The sequence below is a fragment of the Rhodopseudomonas telluris genome (assembly GCF_042432815.1).
GTDB classification, from domain to species: Bacteria; Pseudomonadota; Alphaproteobacteria; order Rhizobiales; family Xanthobacteraceae; genus Rhodopseudomonas; species Rhodopseudomonas telluris.
Genome location: NZ_JBHLWM010000001.1, coordinates 36,041 through 53,770, shown reverse-complemented (window position 1 = coordinate 53,770; position 17,730 = coordinate 36,041). Strand labels below are relative to the sequence as shown.

The window sequence follows — 17,730 nt, the reverse complement described above, 5'->3', positions numbered from 1 at the left end:
TCAAGAAAGGCGGCGCCATCGCGCCGCCTTTTGCTTTCGACCACAGCGTGTCGCACAAATAAATTCGCGCCTGTCACATTCTGCGACGCACTGCAGTGCATCGATTGCAGCGCAGCGAACTTATTAGTCCGCGCCTGTTGCGATTCATCATCAATCATCTTCTCTCCCGCCGCGGTTATGCTAGCCTTCGTGGCCGGCGCACGAACGCCGCTGACGACGCACCAGACGTCGCAAAACAACACAGCGGCTGCAACGATGGCCGTGGCGAGGGAGTGAACGCGATGAAGTCGATCTTCACACGATCCGTTGTTGCGTGCGCGGCCGTCCTGGCGATCGGGGCGGTGCAACAGGCCGGCGCGCAGGGGCTCAAGAAGTACGAATCCGGCACCAAGGAATTCTGGACCAATCCGCCGCCCGACTGGTTCCTCGGCGACGAAACCGAGGCGCAGAAGGGCCTCGCCCCGCCGTCCGGTCCGCCGACCGGCGCGTCCGACGCCGAACTCGCCGCCACGCTCAAGAAGATCAAGCTGCCGCCCGGCTTCAAGATCGAGGTCTATGCCTCCGGCGTGCTCGCGGCACGGCAGATGGCCTGGGGCGACAACGGCACGTTGTTCGTCGGCTCGTTCGGGCTCGGCAACGTCTATGCGATCACCGACAAGGACGGCAAGAAGCAGGTCAAGACCGTGCTGAAGGGCCTGAAGATGCCGACCGGGCTGGCGTTCCAGAACGGCGCGCTCTACGTGGTCGATATCGACAAGCTGATCCGCTACGACAACGCCGAGGCCAATCTCGACAATCTCGGCCAGGGCAAGGTCGTGTATGACGACATGCCGTCCTATGTGGCGCACGGCTGGAAGTATCTGGTCGCCGACAAGGACGGCTGGTTCTACATCCCGTTCGGCCCGCCCTTCAACATCGGCATCCCGCCGACCTCGCTGTCGCAGATCCGCCGCGTCGATCCGAAGACCGGCAATGCCGAGATCGTCGCGCTCGGCGTGCGCAACTCGGTCGGCGGCGACGTCGATCCGCGCACCGGCAAATACTGGTTCACCGAGAACGCCCGCGACTGGATCAGTGACGACATGCCGAGCGACAAGCTCAACATGATCACCAGGCTCGGCGAGCATTTCGGCTATCCGCATTGCCACCAGGGCGACATGCCGGATCCGAAATTCGCGATGGGCCACCAGTGCTCGGAATTCACCCCGCCGGTGCTCAATCTCGGCGCCCACGTCGCGCCGCTCGGGATGAAGTTCTACACCGGCGATCAATTCCCCGCCGAATACAAGAACAACATCTTCATCGCCGAACACGGCTCGTGGAACCGACACAAGTACCAGGGCGCGCTGATCAAGCGGGTGACCGTCGATCCGGATGGCAAGAACGCCAAGCAGGAAGACTTCGCCACCGGCTTCATCGAAGGTGACCAGGGCTATCTCGGCCGCCCCGCCGACATCGTGCTGGCCAAGGACGGCTCGATGCTGATCGCCGACGACTGGGCCGGCGCGATCTATCGCATCAGCTACGGCAAGTAGGCTGACGGCAGCCCACCCTCGTCAATCCGGGCGGCTCGCGCGAGCGGGCGCGCCTGGACTCCGGTTCTCGCCAGGATGATTGGATCTTGCGTGTCGCACCGGCGGCGCCGGCCCGGATCACGCCAAGACGTTCCCCAACCCCACCCTCTGAGCCAACAGAGAGACCACGCATGCCTCGCCTACTTCCGACGTTGTCGCTGACCCTCGGCTTCGCACTGCTCGCCACACCGCTCCTCGCCGGCGACATCGAGGCCGGCCGGCAGAAAGCCGTCATCTGCGGCTTCTGCCACGGCGCCGACGGCAACTCGCAGATGGAGTACACCCCGTCGCTCGCCGGTCAGCCCGACCTCTACATCCAGTGGCAGCTTGTGTTCTTCCGCGCCGGCACGCGGCAGAACGCCAACATGACGTCGGTGGTCGAAGATCTCAGCAACGAGGACATCCGCAATCTCGGCGCCTACTACGCGTCGCTGCAGCCGATGAAAAACCCCAAGCCCGATGAAAATCCAGAGCTGTCGCGCAAGGGCGCCGAAGCCGCCGTCGGTCGGCGCTGCGCCTCCTGCCACACCGACAATTACGCCGGCATCAAGGGCACCGCGCGGCTCGCCGGCCAGCGCGAGGAATATCTGATCAAGGCGCTCAACGAGTTCAAATCCGGCCAGCGCTCCGGCGGCTCGATGGCCGCCATGGCCGACGTCGCCTATCCGCTCAGCGAGGAAGAGATCTACGCGCTGGCGCATTATCTGGCGCATTTGAATTAGCTGGCTTCGGCCGGATCCAATACAGTCGCCGGGGCGCCCGCAGCAGGCACAGCCTCATGGTGAGGAGGCGCGCAGCGCCGTCTCGAACCATGGGCCGCAAGGCGCGTGGCCCCTCATCCTTCGAGACGCCCGGCTAACGCCGGGCTCCTCAGGATGAGGAGTCAGTGCTCATGGATAGGTCTTTTCGGGCCATGCATCGATCGACCGCTTGAGCGCGGCATTTCCCAGCCCCGATCTTATCTCAGTAGGAACCAAACCGCGGCCCCGCCGTCATCACGGCGGCGGACGAGTCTCGCGCATCGGTTGGATCGGCTCACGGCGGCGACGGCGTCGATCGCCGCGCGGACGCTCGCCATTGTTTATCCCCCTGCGCACGAGGTTCCCCATGGCCGACAAGCATCCCGAATTGAAATCCGCAAAGCTGGCCGACGCCTCGATCCATCGCGGTCCCGGCGGCGAGACGCATCAGGTCGCCGGCAAGGACAACCCGGTGCTGACGACGCGGCAGGGCGTGCCGGTCAGCGACGATCAGAACAGCCTGAAGATCGGCGCTCGCGGTCCGACGCTGATGGAAGACTTTCACTTCCGCGAGAAGATCTTTCACTTCGACCACGAGCGGATTCCCGAGCGGGTCGTGCATGCCCGCGGCTTCGGCGCCCACGGCTTCTTCGAGGCCTACGAGTCACTGGCGGATGTCACCGCGGCCGATCTGTTCCAGCGCTCCGGCGAGAAGACGCCGGTGTTCGCGCGCTTCTCTACCGTCGCCGGCAACAAGGGCTCGCCCGATCTGGCGCGTGACGTCCGCGGTTTCGCGGTGAAATTTTACACCAAGCAGGGCAACTGGGATCTGGTCGGCAACAACATCCCGGTGTTCTTCATCCAGGACGCCATCAAGTTTCCCGACCTGATCCACGCCGCCAAGCAGGAGCCGGACCGCGGCTTTCCGCAGGCGCAGACCGCGCATGACAATTTCTGGGACTTCATCTCGCTGATGCCGGAATCGATCAACATGGCGCTGTGGATCATGTCCGATCGCACCATCCCGCGCTCGCTGCGCTTCATGGAGGGCTTCGGCGTCCACACCTTCCGGCTGATCAATGCCGAGGGCAAATCGACCTACGTCAAATTCCACTGGAAGCCGAAGCTCGGCATGCAGTCAGTGGTGTGGAACGAGGCCGTCAAGCTCAACGGCGCCGATCCGGATTTCCATCGCCGCGACATGTGGGATGCGATCCAGGCCGGCGACTATCCGGAATGGGAGCTCGGCCTGCAGCTGTTCGACGACGCCTTCGCGGACGAATTCGAATTCGACATCCTGGACGCCACCAAGATCATTCCTGAAGAACGCGTGCCGATCCGCATTGTCGGCCGGCTGGTGCTCGACCGCACGGTGGACAACTTCTTCGCCGAGACCGAGCAGGTCGCGTTCCAGACCGGCAACATCGTCCCGGGCATCGACTTCACCAACGATCCGCTGCTGCAGGGCCGCAACTTCTCCTATCTCGACACCCAGCTGAAGCGGCTCGGCAGCCCGAACTTCAACGACCTGCCGATCAACGCGCCGAAATGCCCGTTCCACACGCTGCAGCAGGACGGGCACATGACGCTGAACAATCTGCGCGGCCGCGTCAATTACGAGCCCAACTCCTGGGCCGTCGATGGCGGTCCGCGCGAGACGCCGAAAGGCTTCCGCAGCTTCCCGGCCGAGGAGCCCGGCGAGCGGCGCCGCGCGCGCGGCGAATTGTTCGCCGATCACTACAGCCAGGCCCGACAGTTCTACGTCAGCCAGAGCGAGACCGAGCAGACCCACATCAAGGACGCGTTCGTGTTCGAGCTCAGCAAGGTCGAAACCCCGACGATCCGCGCTCGCGTGGTGTCGCATCTGGTCAATGTCGACAAGGCGCTCGCCGAGTTGGTGGCCGATGGTCTCGGCATGAAGCTGCCGGCGGCTGCCGAGCCGGCCCGCAAGATCATCACCGACCTGCCGCCGTCGCCCGCGCTCAGCATCATCAAGAATGCCCCGGACAGCTTCAAGGGCCGCAAGCTCGGCATTCTGGTCAGCGACGGCGCCGACGCCAAACTGCTCGCGGCGCTCGAAACGGCGGCCAAGCAACACGGCGCGCTGGTCGAACTGATCGCCCCGAAGGTCGGTGGCTTCACCGCCTCCGACGGCAAGCTGAGGCCCGCGAAGCAGAAGGTGAATGGCGGCCCCTCGGTGCTGTACGACGCCGTCGCGATCCTGCTGTCGGAAGAAGGCGCGCTGCAATTGCAGCAGGAAGCCACTGCGCGCGACTTCGTCGCCGATGCGTTCGCGCATGCCAAGTTCATCGCCACGACCAAAGAGGCGGCGCCGCTGCTGGAGAAGGCCGGCGTCGAACCCGATGGCGGCGTGATGAGCCTTGGCGGCGCCAAGGACGCCGAACGCTTCCTCGAACTGTGCACGCAACTCCGATTCTGGGAGCGCGAGCCGAAGGTCCATGCGGTCTAAGCCCGCTCCGCTAGGCCGATGAGCAACCGTCCCGACCACGCCGCCGATCAGGCGGCCGAGGCCCGCGATGCAGAGATGTCTGCATCGCGGGCGAATATTTCGAACCGGGAAGTCGAAGACGTCGAGGCGCGCTCCAGTCCGCGCACGCCGGTGATCTACGAAATCGTCCGGCGCTCCGGCGAAGAAGAGATGGCGCGCCCGCTCACCTCGCTGTGGTGGTCGGGCCTCGCCGCTGGCCTGTCGATCAGCTTCTCGCTGCTCGCGCAGGCGATCCTGCAGCACTATATTCCCGATGCGCCATGGCGTCCGCTGATCACCAGCTTCGGCTACTCGGTCGGCTTCGTCATGGTGGTGCTGGCGCGTCAGCAGCTGTTCACCGAGAACACCATCACGGTGATCCTGCCGGTGATGGCTGAGCCGAGCGCCGGGACTGTCGGCCGCGCAGCGCGGCTATGGGCGATCGTGCTGATCGCCAATCTGGCTGGCACCTCGTTCGCGGCGGCATTCTGCAGCCTGACGCCGGCGCTGACGCCGGAACTGAAAGCCGAGGCGATCGAGATCAGCCGGGTCATCCTCAGCCACGGCGCGCTCGACACGTTGTTCAAGGGCGTGGTGGCAGGTTTTCTGATGGCCACGATGGTGTGGCTGCTGCCGAGCGCTGAGAGCGGTCAGCTCGGTGTCATCGTGATGATGACCTGGCTGATCTCGGTCGGCGGCTTCGCCCATATCATCGCCGGCAGTATGGAGGCGTTCATGCTGGTGCTGAACGGCGTGGCGGGTCCGCTCGACGTGACGACGGGCTTCCTGCTGCCTGCGCTGCTCGGCAACATTGTCGGCGGCACCGCGCTGTTTGCGCTGCTGGCGTATGCGCAGGTGATGAAAGAGATCGACTGAGCCGCTGCAGATCGCGCTTTGTTGCTCCATTCCGCTCGACGGAATGGAAAAAATCCGCTCGCGGCCTCGGCGCGGTTATTCTAGACAACCAGCAGGGACCTGAGGACGCGATCAACGCATGCTGCAACGAACCAGCGACCAAGTGAGCCAGCGCATCGACCGCTGGCGCGCGATCGACGCGGCGGAACGCAGCCGCGCGCCATTCGAGGCGCTGGGCGCGGCCGGCCTGTTCGATATCGGATTGCCCGGCGGCGACGGCGCGCTCGACAGCTATGCGGCGATCGCCGAGGCCGAGCAGGCGATCGTGGCTGCCAGCGGCGATCTCGGCCTCGCCACGGCCTTCGCGGGGCGGCAACTGATCGCGCGTTTCTTCATCGGAAAGTTTGCCAGCAAGGCGCAGCGCAACGACCTGCTGCCGCGGATCGCCGCCGGCGGCTGCTGGGCCGCGGTGGCAATCTCCGAGCCCGGCGCCGGCGCGCATCCGAAGCATCTGCAGACCAAGGCGGAGCGCCACGGCGACGACGTGGTGATCAACGGCCGCAAGGCCTGGATCACCAACGGACCGGTTGCCGATATCTTCCTGGTGCTGGCGATCACCGGCACCGAAGAGGGCCGCAAGCGCTACGGCCTGTTCGCGGTGCCGCGCGACACGGCCGGGCTGACGATGACGCCGATGCCGTCGCTCGACGTGCTGAAGCCGGCGTCGCATTGCGAACTCGCCCTCGAGAACTGCACCGTGCCCGCCTCGTCACAGATAGGTGATATGCCGGACGCCTATCCGGCGATGGCGCTGCCGTTCCGCGATATCGAGGACACGCTCGGCAGCGCCAGCATGGCGGGCTTTCTCGCCTGGCTGCTGCGCGCCGCGGCCTCTCACATCGAACTCAATGAGGATCATGCGTTGCGGCTCGGCCGTCTCGCCGGCCTGGTGTCGCTCGCCGCTGATACCAGCCGCGCAGCAGTGGCCGCGCTCGACGACGGCACGCCGCCGATCCCGGCGCGGCTGATCGGCGTGCGGGCGCTTGCCGCCGGCATCGTCGACGACATCCGCGCCCATCTCGCCGTCGCGCGCGCCGACGAACGACTCAGCCGCGCGCTGGCGGCTTACGACGTGTTGGCGAATGTCGCGCGCGAGCCGCGCAAGCAGCGACAGATCAGCCTCGGCCAATCCCTCTGGAGCGAACCCCAAGAATGAGTAACGACCTGCCGATCGAATCCATCGACGCCGTCACTGCGGGCCTCGCATCGGTGGGCTATATCGCCAGCCGTCAGATCGCCACCGCGATCTATCTGGCCGAGCGGATCGAGAAGCCGATCCTGGTCGAAGGTCCGGCCGGCGTCGGCAAGACCGAACTCGCCAAATCTCTCGCCGCCTGGCGCGGCCTGAAGATGATCCGGATGCAGTGCTACGAAGGCCTCGACGAGGCCAAGGCGCTGTACGAATGGAAATACGCCAAGCAGCTGCTCTACACCCAGATCCTCAAGGACAAGCTCGGCGAAGTGCTCGGCGACGCGCAGTCGCTGACGGCCGCGCTCGACAAGCTGCATGATTTCGGCGACGTGTTCTTCTCCAAGGAATTCGTCGAGCCGCGGCCGCTGCTGCAGGCGCTGGAGCAGCCGAAGGGCTGCGTGCTGCTGGTGGACGAGATCGACAAGTCGGACGCCGAGTTCGAGTCGCTGCTGCTCGAAATCCTGTCGGACTATCAGGTCTCGATTCCCGAACTCGGAACCATCAGCGCCACCGTCAAGCCGCTGGTGCTGCTGACCTCGAACGGCGAGCGCGATCTGTCGGACGCGCTGAAGCGGCGCTGCCTGCATCTGCATATCGGCTTTCCGGAGCAGAAGCTCGAAGAGCGGATCGTCGAGAGCCGTGTGCCGGGCGCCTCGGAGACGCTGCGCAAGCAACTGGTGGGCTTCATCAACCAGGTCCGTGCGCTGGACCTGAAGAAGCTGCCGTCGGTCAGCGAGACGATCGACTGGGCGCGCGTGCTGGTGCTGCTGCAATCGACCGAGCTCGACCATCAAACCGTCAAGGACACGCTCAACGTCCTGCTGAAGTACGAAGCCGATATCGAGACCGCGATTCCGCAGGTCGCCGGCTTCGTCGCCAAGGCCGGACGTTCCGGCACCTTCGGCTGATGCGCGAGGAACTGCACCGCTTCTTCCGGGCGGCGCGCGGCGCCGGCGTGCGCGTCTCGCCGGCCGAAAGCATCGACGCGATGCGCGCGGTGACGCAAGTCGGCTTCGCCGATCGCGGCCTGCTACGCGACACGCTGCTGGTGACGCTGGCCAAGAGCCAGGAGGAGAAGCAGGCGCTCGCCGAATGCTTCGATCTGTTCTTCAGCCGCCCCGAGCCGAAGCCGCCGCCGGACGAGAACGAGGAGTCATCGTCCAACGAGGGCTCCGAGTCGCAGGCGCAAAACAGCGCCCCCGGATCGCCCGGCCAGGGCGACGGCGACGGCTCGGCGCAGCCGGAGCTCGGCGAGCTGGCGCAGATGCTGCTCGGGCAGGACCGCAGCGCGGTCGCCGCGGCGCTGTCCGGCGCCGCCGCCGCGGCCGAGCTGTCCAACATCCGTTACTTCACCCAGCGCGGCCTGTTTCAGACCCGGATGATGGACGCGCTCGGCATCGGCCGGCTGCGCGACGATCTCGACGCGCTGAAGGGCGCCAATCCGGCCGAAGCCGAGAAGCTCGCCGCGGCGCTCGACGGACTTCGCGACAGCGTGCGCGAGATGGTGTCGCAGGCGCTGGTGCTGTACGGCCGCGAAGAGACCGAGAATTTGCGCAACGAGATCCTGCGCAACGCGCCTCTGGCGCGGCTGGAACGGCGCCAGGTCGAGCAGATGAAGGCACTGATCCGCGCCATCGCGCGGCGGCTGCGCGAGCGCTATTCCAAGCCGCGCAAGCGACAGCGCCGCGGCCATCTCGACGTCCGCCGCACCATCCGCAAGAATGCCGCCTGGGGCAGCGTGCCGTTCCTCACCGCGTGGAAGCGCCGCCACCGCGACCGGCCGAAGATCGTGGCGATCTGCGACGTCTCGGGCTCGGTGGCGCAGGTCTCCGACTTCTTCCTGCTGCTGATCCACAGCCTGCACGAAGTGGTCGACGACGTCCGCTCCTTCGCGTTCTCCGGCCACCTGATCGAAGTCAGCGACATCCTCGACCGCCAGGAGCCGGAAACGGCGATGCGCGAGATCATGTCCAAGGTCGGCTTCGGCTCGTCCGACTACGGCAATTCCTTCGCCGATTTCGAAAAGCGCTATCTGCGCAGCGTCACGCCGAAGACCACCGTGATCGTGCTCGGCGATGCCCGCACCAACAATCTGGATCCGCGCACCGACCTGCTGCGCCAGATCTCCGACCGCGCCAAGCGCGTCGTCTGGCTCAATCCCGAAGGCCGCATGGGCTGGGGCTGGGGCGATTCCGAAATGCCGCGCTACGCCCCGTTCTGCAACGTCGTCCGGCAATGCGCCACGGCCAAACAACTGGAACGCGCCGTGTCCGACATCGTCGCGGCCTATCAGTAGCGGCGCGATCGGAGCTGAACCGGCTCTGCCGCATCCGGATCGCCGCCGCAGTCCGCGGGCTCGAGCGCGCGCTCGACGATCGGACATCCGGCCTCCGCGGTACTCGGCCCGAGCAGATAGCTGAGCGCTTCCAGATCGGACGCTAGCAGGATCCGCGCCTTCGCCTGCATCGACCGGAAGATGCTCAGCACCGCGCGGCCGTTGTCGGTGAGCGCAGCGCCGCCGCCGCGCTTGCCGCCGACGATGCGATCGACCAGCGGCTCGCGGAAATGGCTGTTGAGATCGTCGATCAGCTTCCAGGCGTTGGGATAGGCCATCCCCATGCTGCGCGCCGCACCGGAGATCGAGCCGAAGCGCTCGATCGCTTCGAGCAGCTGCACCTTGCCCGGACCGATGATCGGCACGATGCGGAGCTGCAGGCTCAGGTCGGTCTTGTCCGTCATCGCGTCCTCCACTCCCGCAACGGCGGCGAGTCCATCCCATCGCCAGCAGATGATGCGGCAGCGCCGCGTCGCCGGTCCCTGCTCATTTCGGCTAACAGGATCGCCGTCACGGCTTCGCCCGGGCGGCCTGCCTGGCCAGATAGGAGCGCCGATACATCCGATAATCGATGCCGTAGCGGTCGAGCCGGAGTCCGAGCACGCGGCGGGTCAGCCCGAGCTCCTTGGCCGCCTCGGTCGTATTGCCGTGATGCGTCTTCAGCGCGTCGATGATCATCTCGTACTCGACCGCCTCGACCTTGGCCTCCAGGCTGCAGCCGAAATTGGTGCCGGTCTCGCCCGAGGTTTGCAGCGACGGCGGCAGGTTGTAGCCGTGGATTACGCCGTCGTCCGACATGATCACCGACCGCTCGATGACGTTTTCGAGTTCGCGCACGTTGCCGGGCCAGTGATAGGCCATCAGCATGTTGAGCGCGGGCGTCGAGATCCGCTTGACCTCCTTGCCTGCCGCGACCGCGCTGCGCGCGACGAAATGATCCGCCAGCAGGATGACGTCGCTGCCGCGATCGCGCAGCGGCGGCATAGTGATCGGGAACACGTTGAGCCGGTAGTACAGATCCTCGCGGAACGTGCCCTTCGACACCATGTCGAGCAGATCGCGGTTGGTGGCGGCGATGATCCGCAGATCGACCTTCACGGGCTTGTCGCCGCCGACCCGCTCGAAGGTGCGTTCCTGCAGCACCCGCAGCAGCTTGGCCTGCATCGACAAGCTGAGCTCACCGACCTCGTCGAGAAAGATCGTGCCGCCATCGGCCAGTTCGAAGCGCCCCTTGCGCATGCCGACCGCGCCGGTGAACGATCCCTTCTCGTGGCCGAACAGCTCGCTCTCGACGATGGTCTCCGGCAGCGCCGCGCAGTTGAACTTGACGAACGGCCCGTCGGCGCTGGCGCTGTTGTAGTGGATCGCGTTCGCCGCCAGTTCCTTGCCGACGCCACTCTCGCCGAGGATCAGCACCGTCGTCTTGGTCGCCGCCACCTTCTGGATCAGGTCGTACACCGCCTGCATCGGCTTCGAATTGCCGATGATGTTGGACGGCTTGAAGCGCTCCTTCAGTTCGCCCTGCAGCCGGAGATTCTCATTCTCCAACCGGACCTTGTCGACGTTCTCCAACAGATACAGCTCGACCGCCGAGGCGATCATCGAGGAGATCGTCGACAGCACGTCGACATCCTGTTTCAGGAGGCGCCGATTGCGGTAGCTGCGTTCGGCCCCGATCGTGCCGAGCACCTTGCCGGCGTGCACGATCGGCACGCAGACGAAGGCGGTGTTGGCCGAGCTGTCACTGTGCGCACGCGTGCGGTCGAGAAAGCGCGCATCGTCGCGCAGATGCGGCACGATGATGGTCTTGCCGGACGCGACCACCTGACCGGTGATGCCCTCGCCCGGCGCGTAGATGCCGCGCGCCTTCTGATCCTCCGAGAGTCCGAAGCTCTGATGGATGAAGATGGTCTGCGACTCCCGATCGTACAGCGTGATCACGCCGCGATGGACCCGAAGCTGCGTTCGCATGATCGACAGGATCAGCTTCAGCGTCTTCGCCAGATCCTCGCACTCGGTGATGATCTTGCTGACGCGGCACAGCATCGGCAGCACGTTGACCCGACACTCGCCGGTGAAGCAGTGGCTGAATTCTTCGGACAGGTCATCGACCTCGACTTGGACCGCTTCGTTCCGGCTCATCGCAATCGCCTCGGCTGCACAGCTGGAACGTAGCAATATCGAGGCCATCACTGGAAAATGCCAACTCATTGATTCTTATGAAGAGCGTTATTGTTCGAAAACGGACAAAACGACATTGTCCGATGTCCGACCTCGGCAGTATGCAGCGCGGGCAACCAGCACAACTCCACTTCGCGCTTCGGTTTTCCGATCGCAGCCGAACTGCAAGGCAGTCGCATCAGGCGGGACACCGCTATACTCTGAATGAAATCATAAATCGCACGCGCACGAACTTTTCCGGTCGGTGAAAACGACCGATCCGTGCACTCGGCGTGCAGACGCGCGTCGTCGCCCGAAGTGACCGCGACGTCGCTTCTCAGTCCGGAACGAACACGATCGAACATTCTCGTCCGCCCGGCGCCCTCGCGCGGAGACGAACTAACTTATCATCTCCGGCGACCGCCAGGGAGATTCGTCAACGAATCCACTCGCGGCCTGCGCGATCACACGTCCGCGCGACGCTCACTCGCTCTTCATGCTCTGCAGACCGCTCGCGCGTCGTCGCGGAGTAATTCCGAACCGAATTGTTAGTTTCGAGAATCCGATCACAACGAGCCGGCTCTGGCACGGTCGTTGCTGTTCCTGATGCCGAGGCGATGGATCACTCATCGTCCCGGTCAATTCATCGCAGGAGCTTCGGACCATGACCCGCAAGGTGGCGATCTACGGCAAGGGTGGCATCGGCAAGTCGACGACCACGCAGAACACGGCGGCAGCACTCGCGTTCTATCACGACAAGAACGTCTTCATTCACGGCTGCGATCCCAAGGCGGACTCGACGCGCCTGATCCTCGGCGGCAAGCCGCAGGACACCGTGATGGACACGCTGCGCACGCTCGGCGCCGAGAAGGTGACGCTCGAAAACGTCGTGAAGAGCGGCTTCAAGGATATCCGCTGCGTCGAATCCGGCGGGCCCGAGCCGGGCGTCGGCTGCGCCGGCCGCGGCGTCATCACCGCGATCGATCTGATGGAGGCCAACAAGGCCTACACCGACGATCTCGACTTCATCTTCTTCGACGTGCTCGGCGACGTGGTGTGCGGCGGCTTCGCGATGCCCATCCGCGACGGCAAGGCGCAGGAAGTCTACATCGTCGCCTCCGGCGAGATGATGGCGATCTACGCGGCTAACAACATCTGCAAGGGCCTCGTCAAATACGCCAAGCAGAGCGGCGTGCGGCTCGGCGGCATCATCTGCAACAGCCGCAAGGTCGATGGCGAGCGCGAATTCCTCGAAGAGTTCACCGCGGCGATCGGCACCAAGATGATCCACTTCGTGCCGCGCGACAACATCGTGCAGAAGGCCGAATTCAACAAGAAGACCGTCACCGAATTCGATCCCGCCGCCGAACAGGCCCATGAGTACAAGCAGCTCGGCGCCGCCATCATCGACAACACGGACTTCGTGATTCCGAAGCCGCTGACGATGGATCAGCTCGAAGCGATGGTCGTGAAGTACGGCCTGATGGACTGACCTGCGCACCCCGCGCCTGACGGCGTACTTCCCGCACGAGGACGATACGATGCCATATCACGAATTCGACTGTTCGAAATGTCTGCCCGAACGCCAGAAGCACGCCGTCACCAAGGGCGCCGGCGATAACCTCGCCACCGCGCTGCCGCTCGGTTATCTCAACACCATCCCGGGATCGATCTCGGAGCGCGGCTGCGCCTATTGCGGCGCCAAGCACGTGATCGGCACGCCGATGAAGGACGTGATTCACATGAGTCACGGCCCGGTCGGCTGCACCTACGACACCTGGCAGACCAAGCGCTACATCTCCGACAACAACAACTTCCAGCTCAAATACACCTTCGCTACCGACGTCCGCGAGAAGCACATCGTGTTCGGTGCCGAAGGCCTGTTGAAGCAGAATATCGTCGAGGCGTTCAAGGCCTGCCCCGACATCAAGCGGATGACGATCTACCAGACCTGCGCCACCGCGCTGATCGGCGACGACATCAACGCGGTCGCCGCCGAGGTGATGGAGGAGATGCCGGACGTCGACATCTTCACCTGCAACTCGCCCGGCTTCGGCGGCCCCAGCCAGTCCGGCGGCCACCACAAGATCAACATCGCCTGGATCAACGACAAGGTCGGCACCGTCGAGCCGCAGATCACGTCGGATTACGTCATCAACTATGTGGGCGAATACAACATCCAGGGCGACCAGGAGGTGATGCTCGACTACTTCACCCGGATGGGCATCCAGGTGCTGTCGACCTTCACCGGCAACGGCACCTATGACGGCCTCCGGGCGATGCACCGCGCGCATCTCAACGTGCTCGAATGCGCCCGTTCGGCCGAATACATCTGCAACGAGCTGCGCGTGCGCTACGGCATTCCGCGACTCGACATCGACGGCTTCGGCTTCGAACCGTTGTCGCAGTCGCTGCGCAAGATCGGCATGTTCTTCGGCATCGAAGACCGCGCCGAAGCGATCATCGCCGAGGAGACCGCGCGCTGGAAGCCGGAGCTCGACTGGTACAAGGAACGGCTGAAGGGCAAGAAGGTCTGCCTGTGGCCGGGCGGCTCCAAGCTGTGGCACTGGGCGCACGCCATCGAAGAGGAGATGGGCGTCAAGGTCGTCTCGGTCTACACCAAGTTCGGCCACCAGGGCGACATGGAGAAGGGTATCGCGCGCTGCGGCGAGGATGCGCTGGCGATCGACGATCCCAACGAACTCGAAGGCCTCGAGGCGCTAGAGAAGCTGCAGCCGGACATCATCTTCACCGGCAAGCGTCCCGGCGAAGTCGCCAAGAAGGTGCGCGTCCCCTACCTCAACGCCCACGCTTATCACAACGGCCCCTACAAGGGCTTCGAAGGCTGGGTGCGGTTCGCCCGCGACATCTACAACGGCATCTACTCGCCGATGCACCAGCTCTCCGGGCTGGACATCAGCAAGGACGAGATCCCGGCCGATCGCGGCTTCGTCACACAGCGCATGCTGTCGGACACGAAGCTGCCGGAGGAGATCGCCAAGTCGGAGACGCTGCGGCGCTACACCGGCAAGGACGACATCATCTCCGACCTGCGCAAGAAGAACGCGCCCTACTTCACCCCGATCGTCAAAGCCGAAGCGGCCGAGTGAGACGAGAGCCCCATGACCAAGATCACCTACAAAGTCGCCTCGGAACATCCGTTCCCCGCCGACGCCGCAGCGGCGGCCGCCTCGCTCGCCGCCTATGAGGCGCTCGACGACGTCACCAAAGCCCGCGTCGACCAGATGGTCGACTGGATCATGAAGAACTGTCTCTGGCAGTTCCACTCGCGGGCGTGGGACCGCAAGCGGCAGAACGAGGGCATCCTCGGCATCGCCGCCAAGCTGCTCGCCGGCGAACCGTTCACGCCACAGACGCCGGAAGACCGCTGCTACTGGGTCGATTCGGTGACGCTGCAGCGCGCCTATCAGGCGACCTGTCCGTGGCTCGCCTCGATGTCCAAGGACGACATCAAGGCGCTGATGAAAGAGCTGCACGCCCGCGTCGACTATCTCACCGTCACCGGCTCGCTCAACGAAGAGCTCACCGACAAGCACTACTGATTGGACCCCGCCATGAACTGTCAATTCAAGCCGAAGGATCGGATCGGCACCATCAATCCGATCTTCACCTGCCAGCCGGCCGGCGCCCAATACGCCTCGATCGGCATCAAGGACTGCATCGGCATCGTCCACGGCGGCCAGGGCTGCGTGATGTTCGTCCGCCTCCTGATCTCGCAGCACCTCAAGGAGAGCTTCGAGATCGCCTCCTCCTCGGTGCATGAGGACGGCGCGGTGTTCGGCGCGCTCGACCGCGTCGAGGAAGCGGTCGACGTGCTGTTGATGCGCTATCCGCACGTCAAGGTGGTGCCGATCATCACCACCTGCTCCACCGAAGTGATCGGCGACGACGTGGACGGGGTCGTCACCAAACTGCAGGAAGAGCTGCTCGACGTGAAGTATCCGGACCGCGAGGTCCACTTGATCCCGATCCACTGCCCGAGCTTCGTCGGCAGCATGGTGACGGGCTACGACGTCGCCGTGCGCGACTTCGTCAAGCACTTCTCCAAGAAGGACAAGCCGAGCCTGAAGATCAATCTGATCACCGGCTGGGTCAATCCGGGCGACGTCAAGGAGCTCAAGCATCTGCTGGCCGAGATGCAGGTCGAAGCCAACGTGCTGTTCGAGATCGAGAGCTTCGATAGTCCGCTGATGCCCGACAAGAGCGCGGTGTCGCACGGCTCGACCACGATCGCGGATCTGACCGCGACCGCGGATGCGCAGGGCACCATCGCACTCAACCGCTACGAAGGTGGCCTCGCCGCCACCTGGCTGCAGACCCGCTGGGACGTGCCGGCGGTGATCGGACCGACCCCGATCGGGATCCGCAACACCGACACCTTCCTGCGCAACGTCAAGGAGATGACCGGCAAGCCGATCCCGGAATTGCTGGTCAAGGAACGCGGCATCGCGCTCGACGCCATCACCGACCTCGCCCACATGTTCCTCGCCGACAAGAAGGTGGCGATCTACGGCAATCCGGATCTCGTCCTCGGCCTCGCCGAGTACTGCCTCGACCTGGAAATGAAGCCGGTGCTGCTGCTGCTCGGCGACGAGAACGCCGGCTACGCGAGCGACCCGCGGATCGCGGCGCTCAAGGACAATGTCGACTACCCGATGGAGATCATCACCAACGCCGACCTGTTCGAACTCGAAGACCGCATCAAGAACGGCCTCGAACTCGATCTGATCCTCGGCCACTCCAAGGGGCGGTTCGTTGCGATCGACTACAACATCCCGATGCTGCGGGTCGGCTTCCCGACCTACGACCGCGCCGGCCTGTATCGCTACCCCGTCGTCGGCTACGCCGGCGCGACCTGGCTCGCCGAACAGATGGCCAACACGCTGTTCAACGACATGGAGGTCAAGAAGAACCGCGAATGGATCCTGAACGTGTGGTGACCACGCTCAAGATCTGGTCCGGCGGCGGTTTGCCATGTCCGTCGCCGGACTCCTCTCCTACTGACGCCGCGGGATCAACGAATGAAGATCGCAGCTTACGTCGACGCCGAGGGCGAGGTCGCCAAGATCTCGGACAAGGGCGTGATCCTGCTGTTCGAGCGGCAGGGCCAAGTCTGGAAGGTCCGCAAGAGCATCCGCTTCGCGGTGCGGCCGGAGGATGGTCTCGCGGAGATCCACGCCTCGCTCGCCGCGATGCTCCCCGAGCTGGAAGACTGCCGTCTGTTCCTCTCCAGGAGCGTGCGCGGCGTCGTCAATTCGCTGCTGCAGGAAATGGGCATTCAGACCTGGCAGTCGCACGGCCCGCTGTTCGCCCAGCTCGAAACCATCGCCCGCAAGGAGAACGAACGCGCGCAGCAATCCGCCAAGGCATCCCGCGCCGAGCGACGCGCGCTTCGGCGACGCCATCACCAGGACGGCGCCGGCAGCGCGCTCGACAATATCAAGCCGGTGCTGGTCGGCGATGACGACAGTGGTCATTTCCGGCTCGATCTGGTGCGGCTGCTGCAGGACGATCCCGGGCTCAATTCCTGGGACATCCTGATCCCGTTCCTCACCGGCACGCCGTTCCGGCAACTCGACCTCGTCTGCGATCACATCCCGCGCTGGTTCTCCCGCGCGATGCGCGCGCTCGGCATGGACGCCGAGATCATGGAGCTGCCAGGCCTCGGCGTCGCCGCCACCATCACCCCGAAACAACAGGCTGAGGCGACATGACCCGCACGCTCACCACGCCGCTCCCGACCGCGCCGCGCGCCAAGCCGGCCCGCCGTCCGACCACGCTGCTGTTCGCCTACGGGGCGACGCTCAACCCGGAGCACATCATGGTCCGGCTGTGCCAGCCGAAGCCGGTCGCGGTCGCGCGTCTCGCCGATTTTTCGCTCGGCTTCCACGGCTATTCGGCGATCTGGGACAGCGGACAGGAAACCCTGGTCGATCAGCCCGGCGCGGAGACCTGGGGCGTCGTCTACCAGCTGTCGCCGACCGAGCTCGATCGCTTCGATGCCTGGCAGGGAGTCAAGCTCGACGGCGGCGGCTCCTACTTCCACTATCCGGCCGAAGTGATTGCCGCCGACGGCACGACCTTCGACGTGCTGTTTCATCGCAAGACCGAGATGGGTCCGCCGCGACCACCGAGCCGGGACTATCTCGACTTTATCGTCGCCGGCGCGCGCGCCCGTGGCCTGCCCGGCGATCACATCGAGATGCTCGGCGCGATCGAGTCGGTCCCGCCCAGCTATCCGGTGCCGATGGCGCACGCCGACATCAAGGCACTCGCCTCCAAGCTCAGCTGCGCCTGCTGATCAC

At 64.8% G+C, this 17,730-nt stretch carries 15 protein-coding genes; 13 read left to right on the top strand and 2 right to left on the bottom strand.

From position 1 onward, the window contains the following. Nucleotides 1-281: 281 nt before the first annotated feature. The 7 genes from ACFFJ6_RS00265 to ACFFJ6_RS00235 all read left to right on the top strand — a co-directional run bounded on the left by ACFFJ6_RS00265 (nucleotide 282) and on the right by ACFFJ6_RS00235 (nucleotide 9,205). Nucleotides 282-1,535: a PQQ-dependent sugar dehydrogenase gene (locus tag ACFFJ6_RS00265; protein WP_378383153.1), complete on the top strand. Its 1,254-nt coding sequence runs from the start codon at nucleotides 282-284 to the stop codon at nucleotides 1,533-1,535. A 170-nt stretch (nucleotides 1,536-1,705) separates the two neighbouring features. Continuing rightward, the gene (locus ACFFJ6_RS00260) at nucleotides 1,706-2,296 is read left to right on the top strand and encodes a c-type cytochrome (protein ID WP_378383151.1); all 591 of its coding nucleotides are present in this window, start codon (nucleotides 1,706-1,708) and stop codon (nucleotides 2,294-2,296) included. A 385-nt stretch (nucleotides 2,297-2,681) separates the two neighbouring features. Continuing rightward, a complete protein-coding gene (gene katE, locus ACFFJ6_RS00255; protein WP_378383150.1) occupies nucleotides 2,682-4,784 on the top strand; it encodes a catalase in 2,103 nt (700 codons plus the stop codon). 18 nt (nucleotides 4,785-4,802) lie between these two features. After that, the gene (locus ACFFJ6_RS00250; protein WP_378383148.1) at nucleotides 4,803-5,678 is read left to right on the top strand and encodes a formate/nitrite transporter family protein; all 876 of its coding nucleotides are present in this window, start codon (nucleotides 4,803-4,805) and stop codon (nucleotides 5,676-5,678) included. A gap of 118 nt (nucleotides 5,679-5,796) precedes the next feature. Then, nucleotides 5,797-6,873: an acyl-CoA dehydrogenase family protein gene (locus ACFFJ6_RS00245; protein ID WP_378383146.1), complete on the top strand. Its 1,077-nt coding sequence runs from the start codon at nucleotides 5,797-5,799 to the stop codon at nucleotides 6,871-6,873. Continuing rightward, nucleotides 6,870-7,817 (top strand): AAA family ATPase, encoded by a 948-nt coding sequence (locus ACFFJ6_RS00240; RefSeq protein WP_378383144.1) that lies wholly within the window; start codon nucleotides 6,870-6,872, stop codon nucleotides 7,815-7,817. The genes ACFFJ6_RS00245 and ACFFJ6_RS00240 overlap by 4 nt, the downstream gene beginning before the upstream one ends. After that, complete coding sequence (locus tag ACFFJ6_RS00235) at nucleotides 7,817-9,205, top strand: vWA domain-containing protein (protein WP_378383142.1); 1,389 nt, start codon at nucleotides 7,817-7,819, stop codon at nucleotides 9,203-9,205. Before ACFFJ6_RS00240 ends, ACFFJ6_RS00235 begins: the two co-directional genes overlap by 1 nt. Here ACFFJ6_RS00235 and ACFFJ6_RS00230 read toward each other — a convergent pair. Continuing rightward, complete coding sequence (locus ACFFJ6_RS00230) at nucleotides 9,199-9,648, bottom strand: winged helix-turn-helix domain-containing protein (protein WP_378383140.1); 450 nt, start codon at nucleotides 9,646-9,648, stop codon at nucleotides 9,199-9,201. The genes ACFFJ6_RS00235 and ACFFJ6_RS00230 overlap by 7 nt on opposite strands. Nucleotides 9,649-9,754: 106 nt before the next feature. After that, nucleotides 9,755-11,386 (bottom strand): sigma-54 interaction domain-containing protein, encoded by a 1,632-nt coding sequence (locus tag ACFFJ6_RS00225; RefSeq protein WP_378383138.1) that lies wholly within the window; start codon nucleotides 11,384-11,386, stop codon nucleotides 9,755-9,757. A 682-nt stretch (nucleotides 11,387-12,068) separates the two neighbouring features. Between ACFFJ6_RS00225 and nifH the strand changes: the two genes are divergently transcribed. The 6 genes from nifH to ACFFJ6_RS00195 all read left to right on the top strand — a co-directional run bounded on the left by nifH (nucleotide 12,069) and on the right by ACFFJ6_RS00195 (nucleotide 17,726). Beyond that, a complete protein-coding gene (gene nifH, locus ACFFJ6_RS00220) occupies nucleotides 12,069-12,896 on the top strand; it encodes a nitrogenase iron protein (protein ID WP_378383136.1) in 828 nt (275 codons plus the stop codon). Between the two features lie 49 nt (nucleotides 12,897-12,945). Next, on the top strand, nucleotides 12,946-14,514 hold the full coding sequence (anfD, locus tag ACFFJ6_RS00215; protein WP_378383134.1) for a nitrogenase iron-iron protein, alpha chain: 1,569 nt from the start codon (nucleotides 12,946-12,948) through the stop codon (nucleotides 14,512-14,514). A gap of 12 nt (nucleotides 14,515-14,526) precedes the next feature. After that, entirely contained in the window at nucleotides 14,527-14,967 is a 441-nt protein-coding gene (gene anfG, locus ACFFJ6_RS00210) for a Fe-only nitrogenase subunit delta (protein WP_378383132.1), read from the top strand. A 12-nt stretch (nucleotides 14,968-14,979) separates the two neighbouring features. Further along, the gene (gene anfK / locus ACFFJ6_RS00205) at nucleotides 14,980-16,365 is read left to right on the top strand and encodes a Fe-only nitrogenase subunit beta (protein ID WP_378383130.1); all 1,386 of its coding nucleotides are present in this window, start codon (nucleotides 14,980-14,982) and stop codon (nucleotides 16,363-16,365) included. 81 nt (nucleotides 16,366-16,446) lie between these two features. Beyond that, nucleotides 16,447-17,139: a Fe-only nitrogenase accessory protein AnfO gene (gene anfO, locus ACFFJ6_RS00200; RefSeq protein WP_378383128.1), complete on the top strand. Its 693-nt coding sequence runs from the start codon at nucleotides 16,447-16,449 to the stop codon at nucleotides 17,137-17,139. Then, complete coding sequence (locus ACFFJ6_RS00195; RefSeq protein WP_378383126.1) at nucleotides 17,136-17,726, top strand: gamma-glutamylcyclotransferase family protein; 591 nt, start codon at nucleotides 17,136-17,138, stop codon at nucleotides 17,724-17,726. Before anfO ends, ACFFJ6_RS00195 begins: the two co-directional genes overlap by 4 nt. The last annotated feature ends 4 nt before the right edge of the window (nucleotides 17,727-17,730 follow it).

Bases quoted from the DNA above. Each gene is read 5' to 3' on its own strand.
- ACFFJ6_RS00240 (WP_378383144.1), top strand. From the start codon at position 6,870: ATGAGTAACGACCTGCCGATCGAATCCATCGACGCCGTCACTGCGGGC.
- ACFFJ6_RS00265 (WP_378383153.1), top strand. From the start codon at position 282: ATGAAGTCGATCTTCACACGATCCGTTGTTGCGTGCGCGGCCGTCCTG.
- nifH (WP_378383136.1), top strand. From the start codon at position 12,069: ATGACCCGCAAGGTGGCGATCTACGGCAAGGGTGGCATCGGCAAGTCG.
- anfG (WP_378383132.1), top strand. From the start codon at position 14,527: ATGACCAAGATCACCTACAAAGTCGCCTCGGAACATCCGTTCCCCGCC.
- anfO (WP_378383128.1), top strand. From the start codon at position 16,447: ATGAAGATCGCAGCTTACGTCGACGCCGAGGGCGAGGTCGCCAAGATC.
- ACFFJ6_RS00195 (WP_378383126.1), top strand. From the start codon at position 17,136: ATGACCCGCACGCTCACCACGCCGCTCCCGACCGCGCCGCGCGCCAAG.
- anfD (WP_378383134.1), top strand. From the start codon at position 12,946: ATGCCATATCACGAATTCGACTGTTCGAAATGTCTGCCCGAACGCCAG.
- ACFFJ6_RS00260 (WP_378383151.1), top strand. From the start codon at position 1,706: ATGCCTCGCCTACTTCCGACGTTGTCGCTGACCCTCGGCTTCGCACTG.
- ACFFJ6_RS00225 (WP_378383138.1), bottom strand. From the start codon at position 11,386: ATGAGCCGGAACGAAGCGGTCCAAGTCGAGGTCGATGACCTGTCCGAA.
- ACFFJ6_RS00235 (WP_378383142.1), top strand. From the start codon at position 7,817: ATGCGCGAGGAACTGCACCGCTTCTTCCGGGCGGCGCGCGGCGCCGGC.
- ACFFJ6_RS00250 (WP_378383148.1), top strand. From the start codon at position 4,803: ATGAGCAACCGTCCCGACCACGCCGCCGATCAGGCGGCCGAGGCCCGC.
- ACFFJ6_RS00230 (WP_378383140.1), bottom strand. From the start codon at position 9,648: ATGACGGACAAGACCGACCTGAGCCTGCAGCTCCGCATCGTGCCGATC.
- anfK (WP_378383130.1), top strand. From the start codon at position 14,980: ATGAACTGTCAATTCAAGCCGAAGGATCGGATCGGCACCATCAATCCG.
- ACFFJ6_RS00245 (WP_378383146.1), top strand. From the start codon at position 5,797: ATGCTGCAACGAACCAGCGACCAAGTGAGCCAGCGCATCGACCGCTGG.
- katE (WP_378383150.1), top strand. From the start codon at position 2,682: ATGGCCGACAAGCATCCCGAATTGAAATCCGCAAAGCTGGCCGACGCC.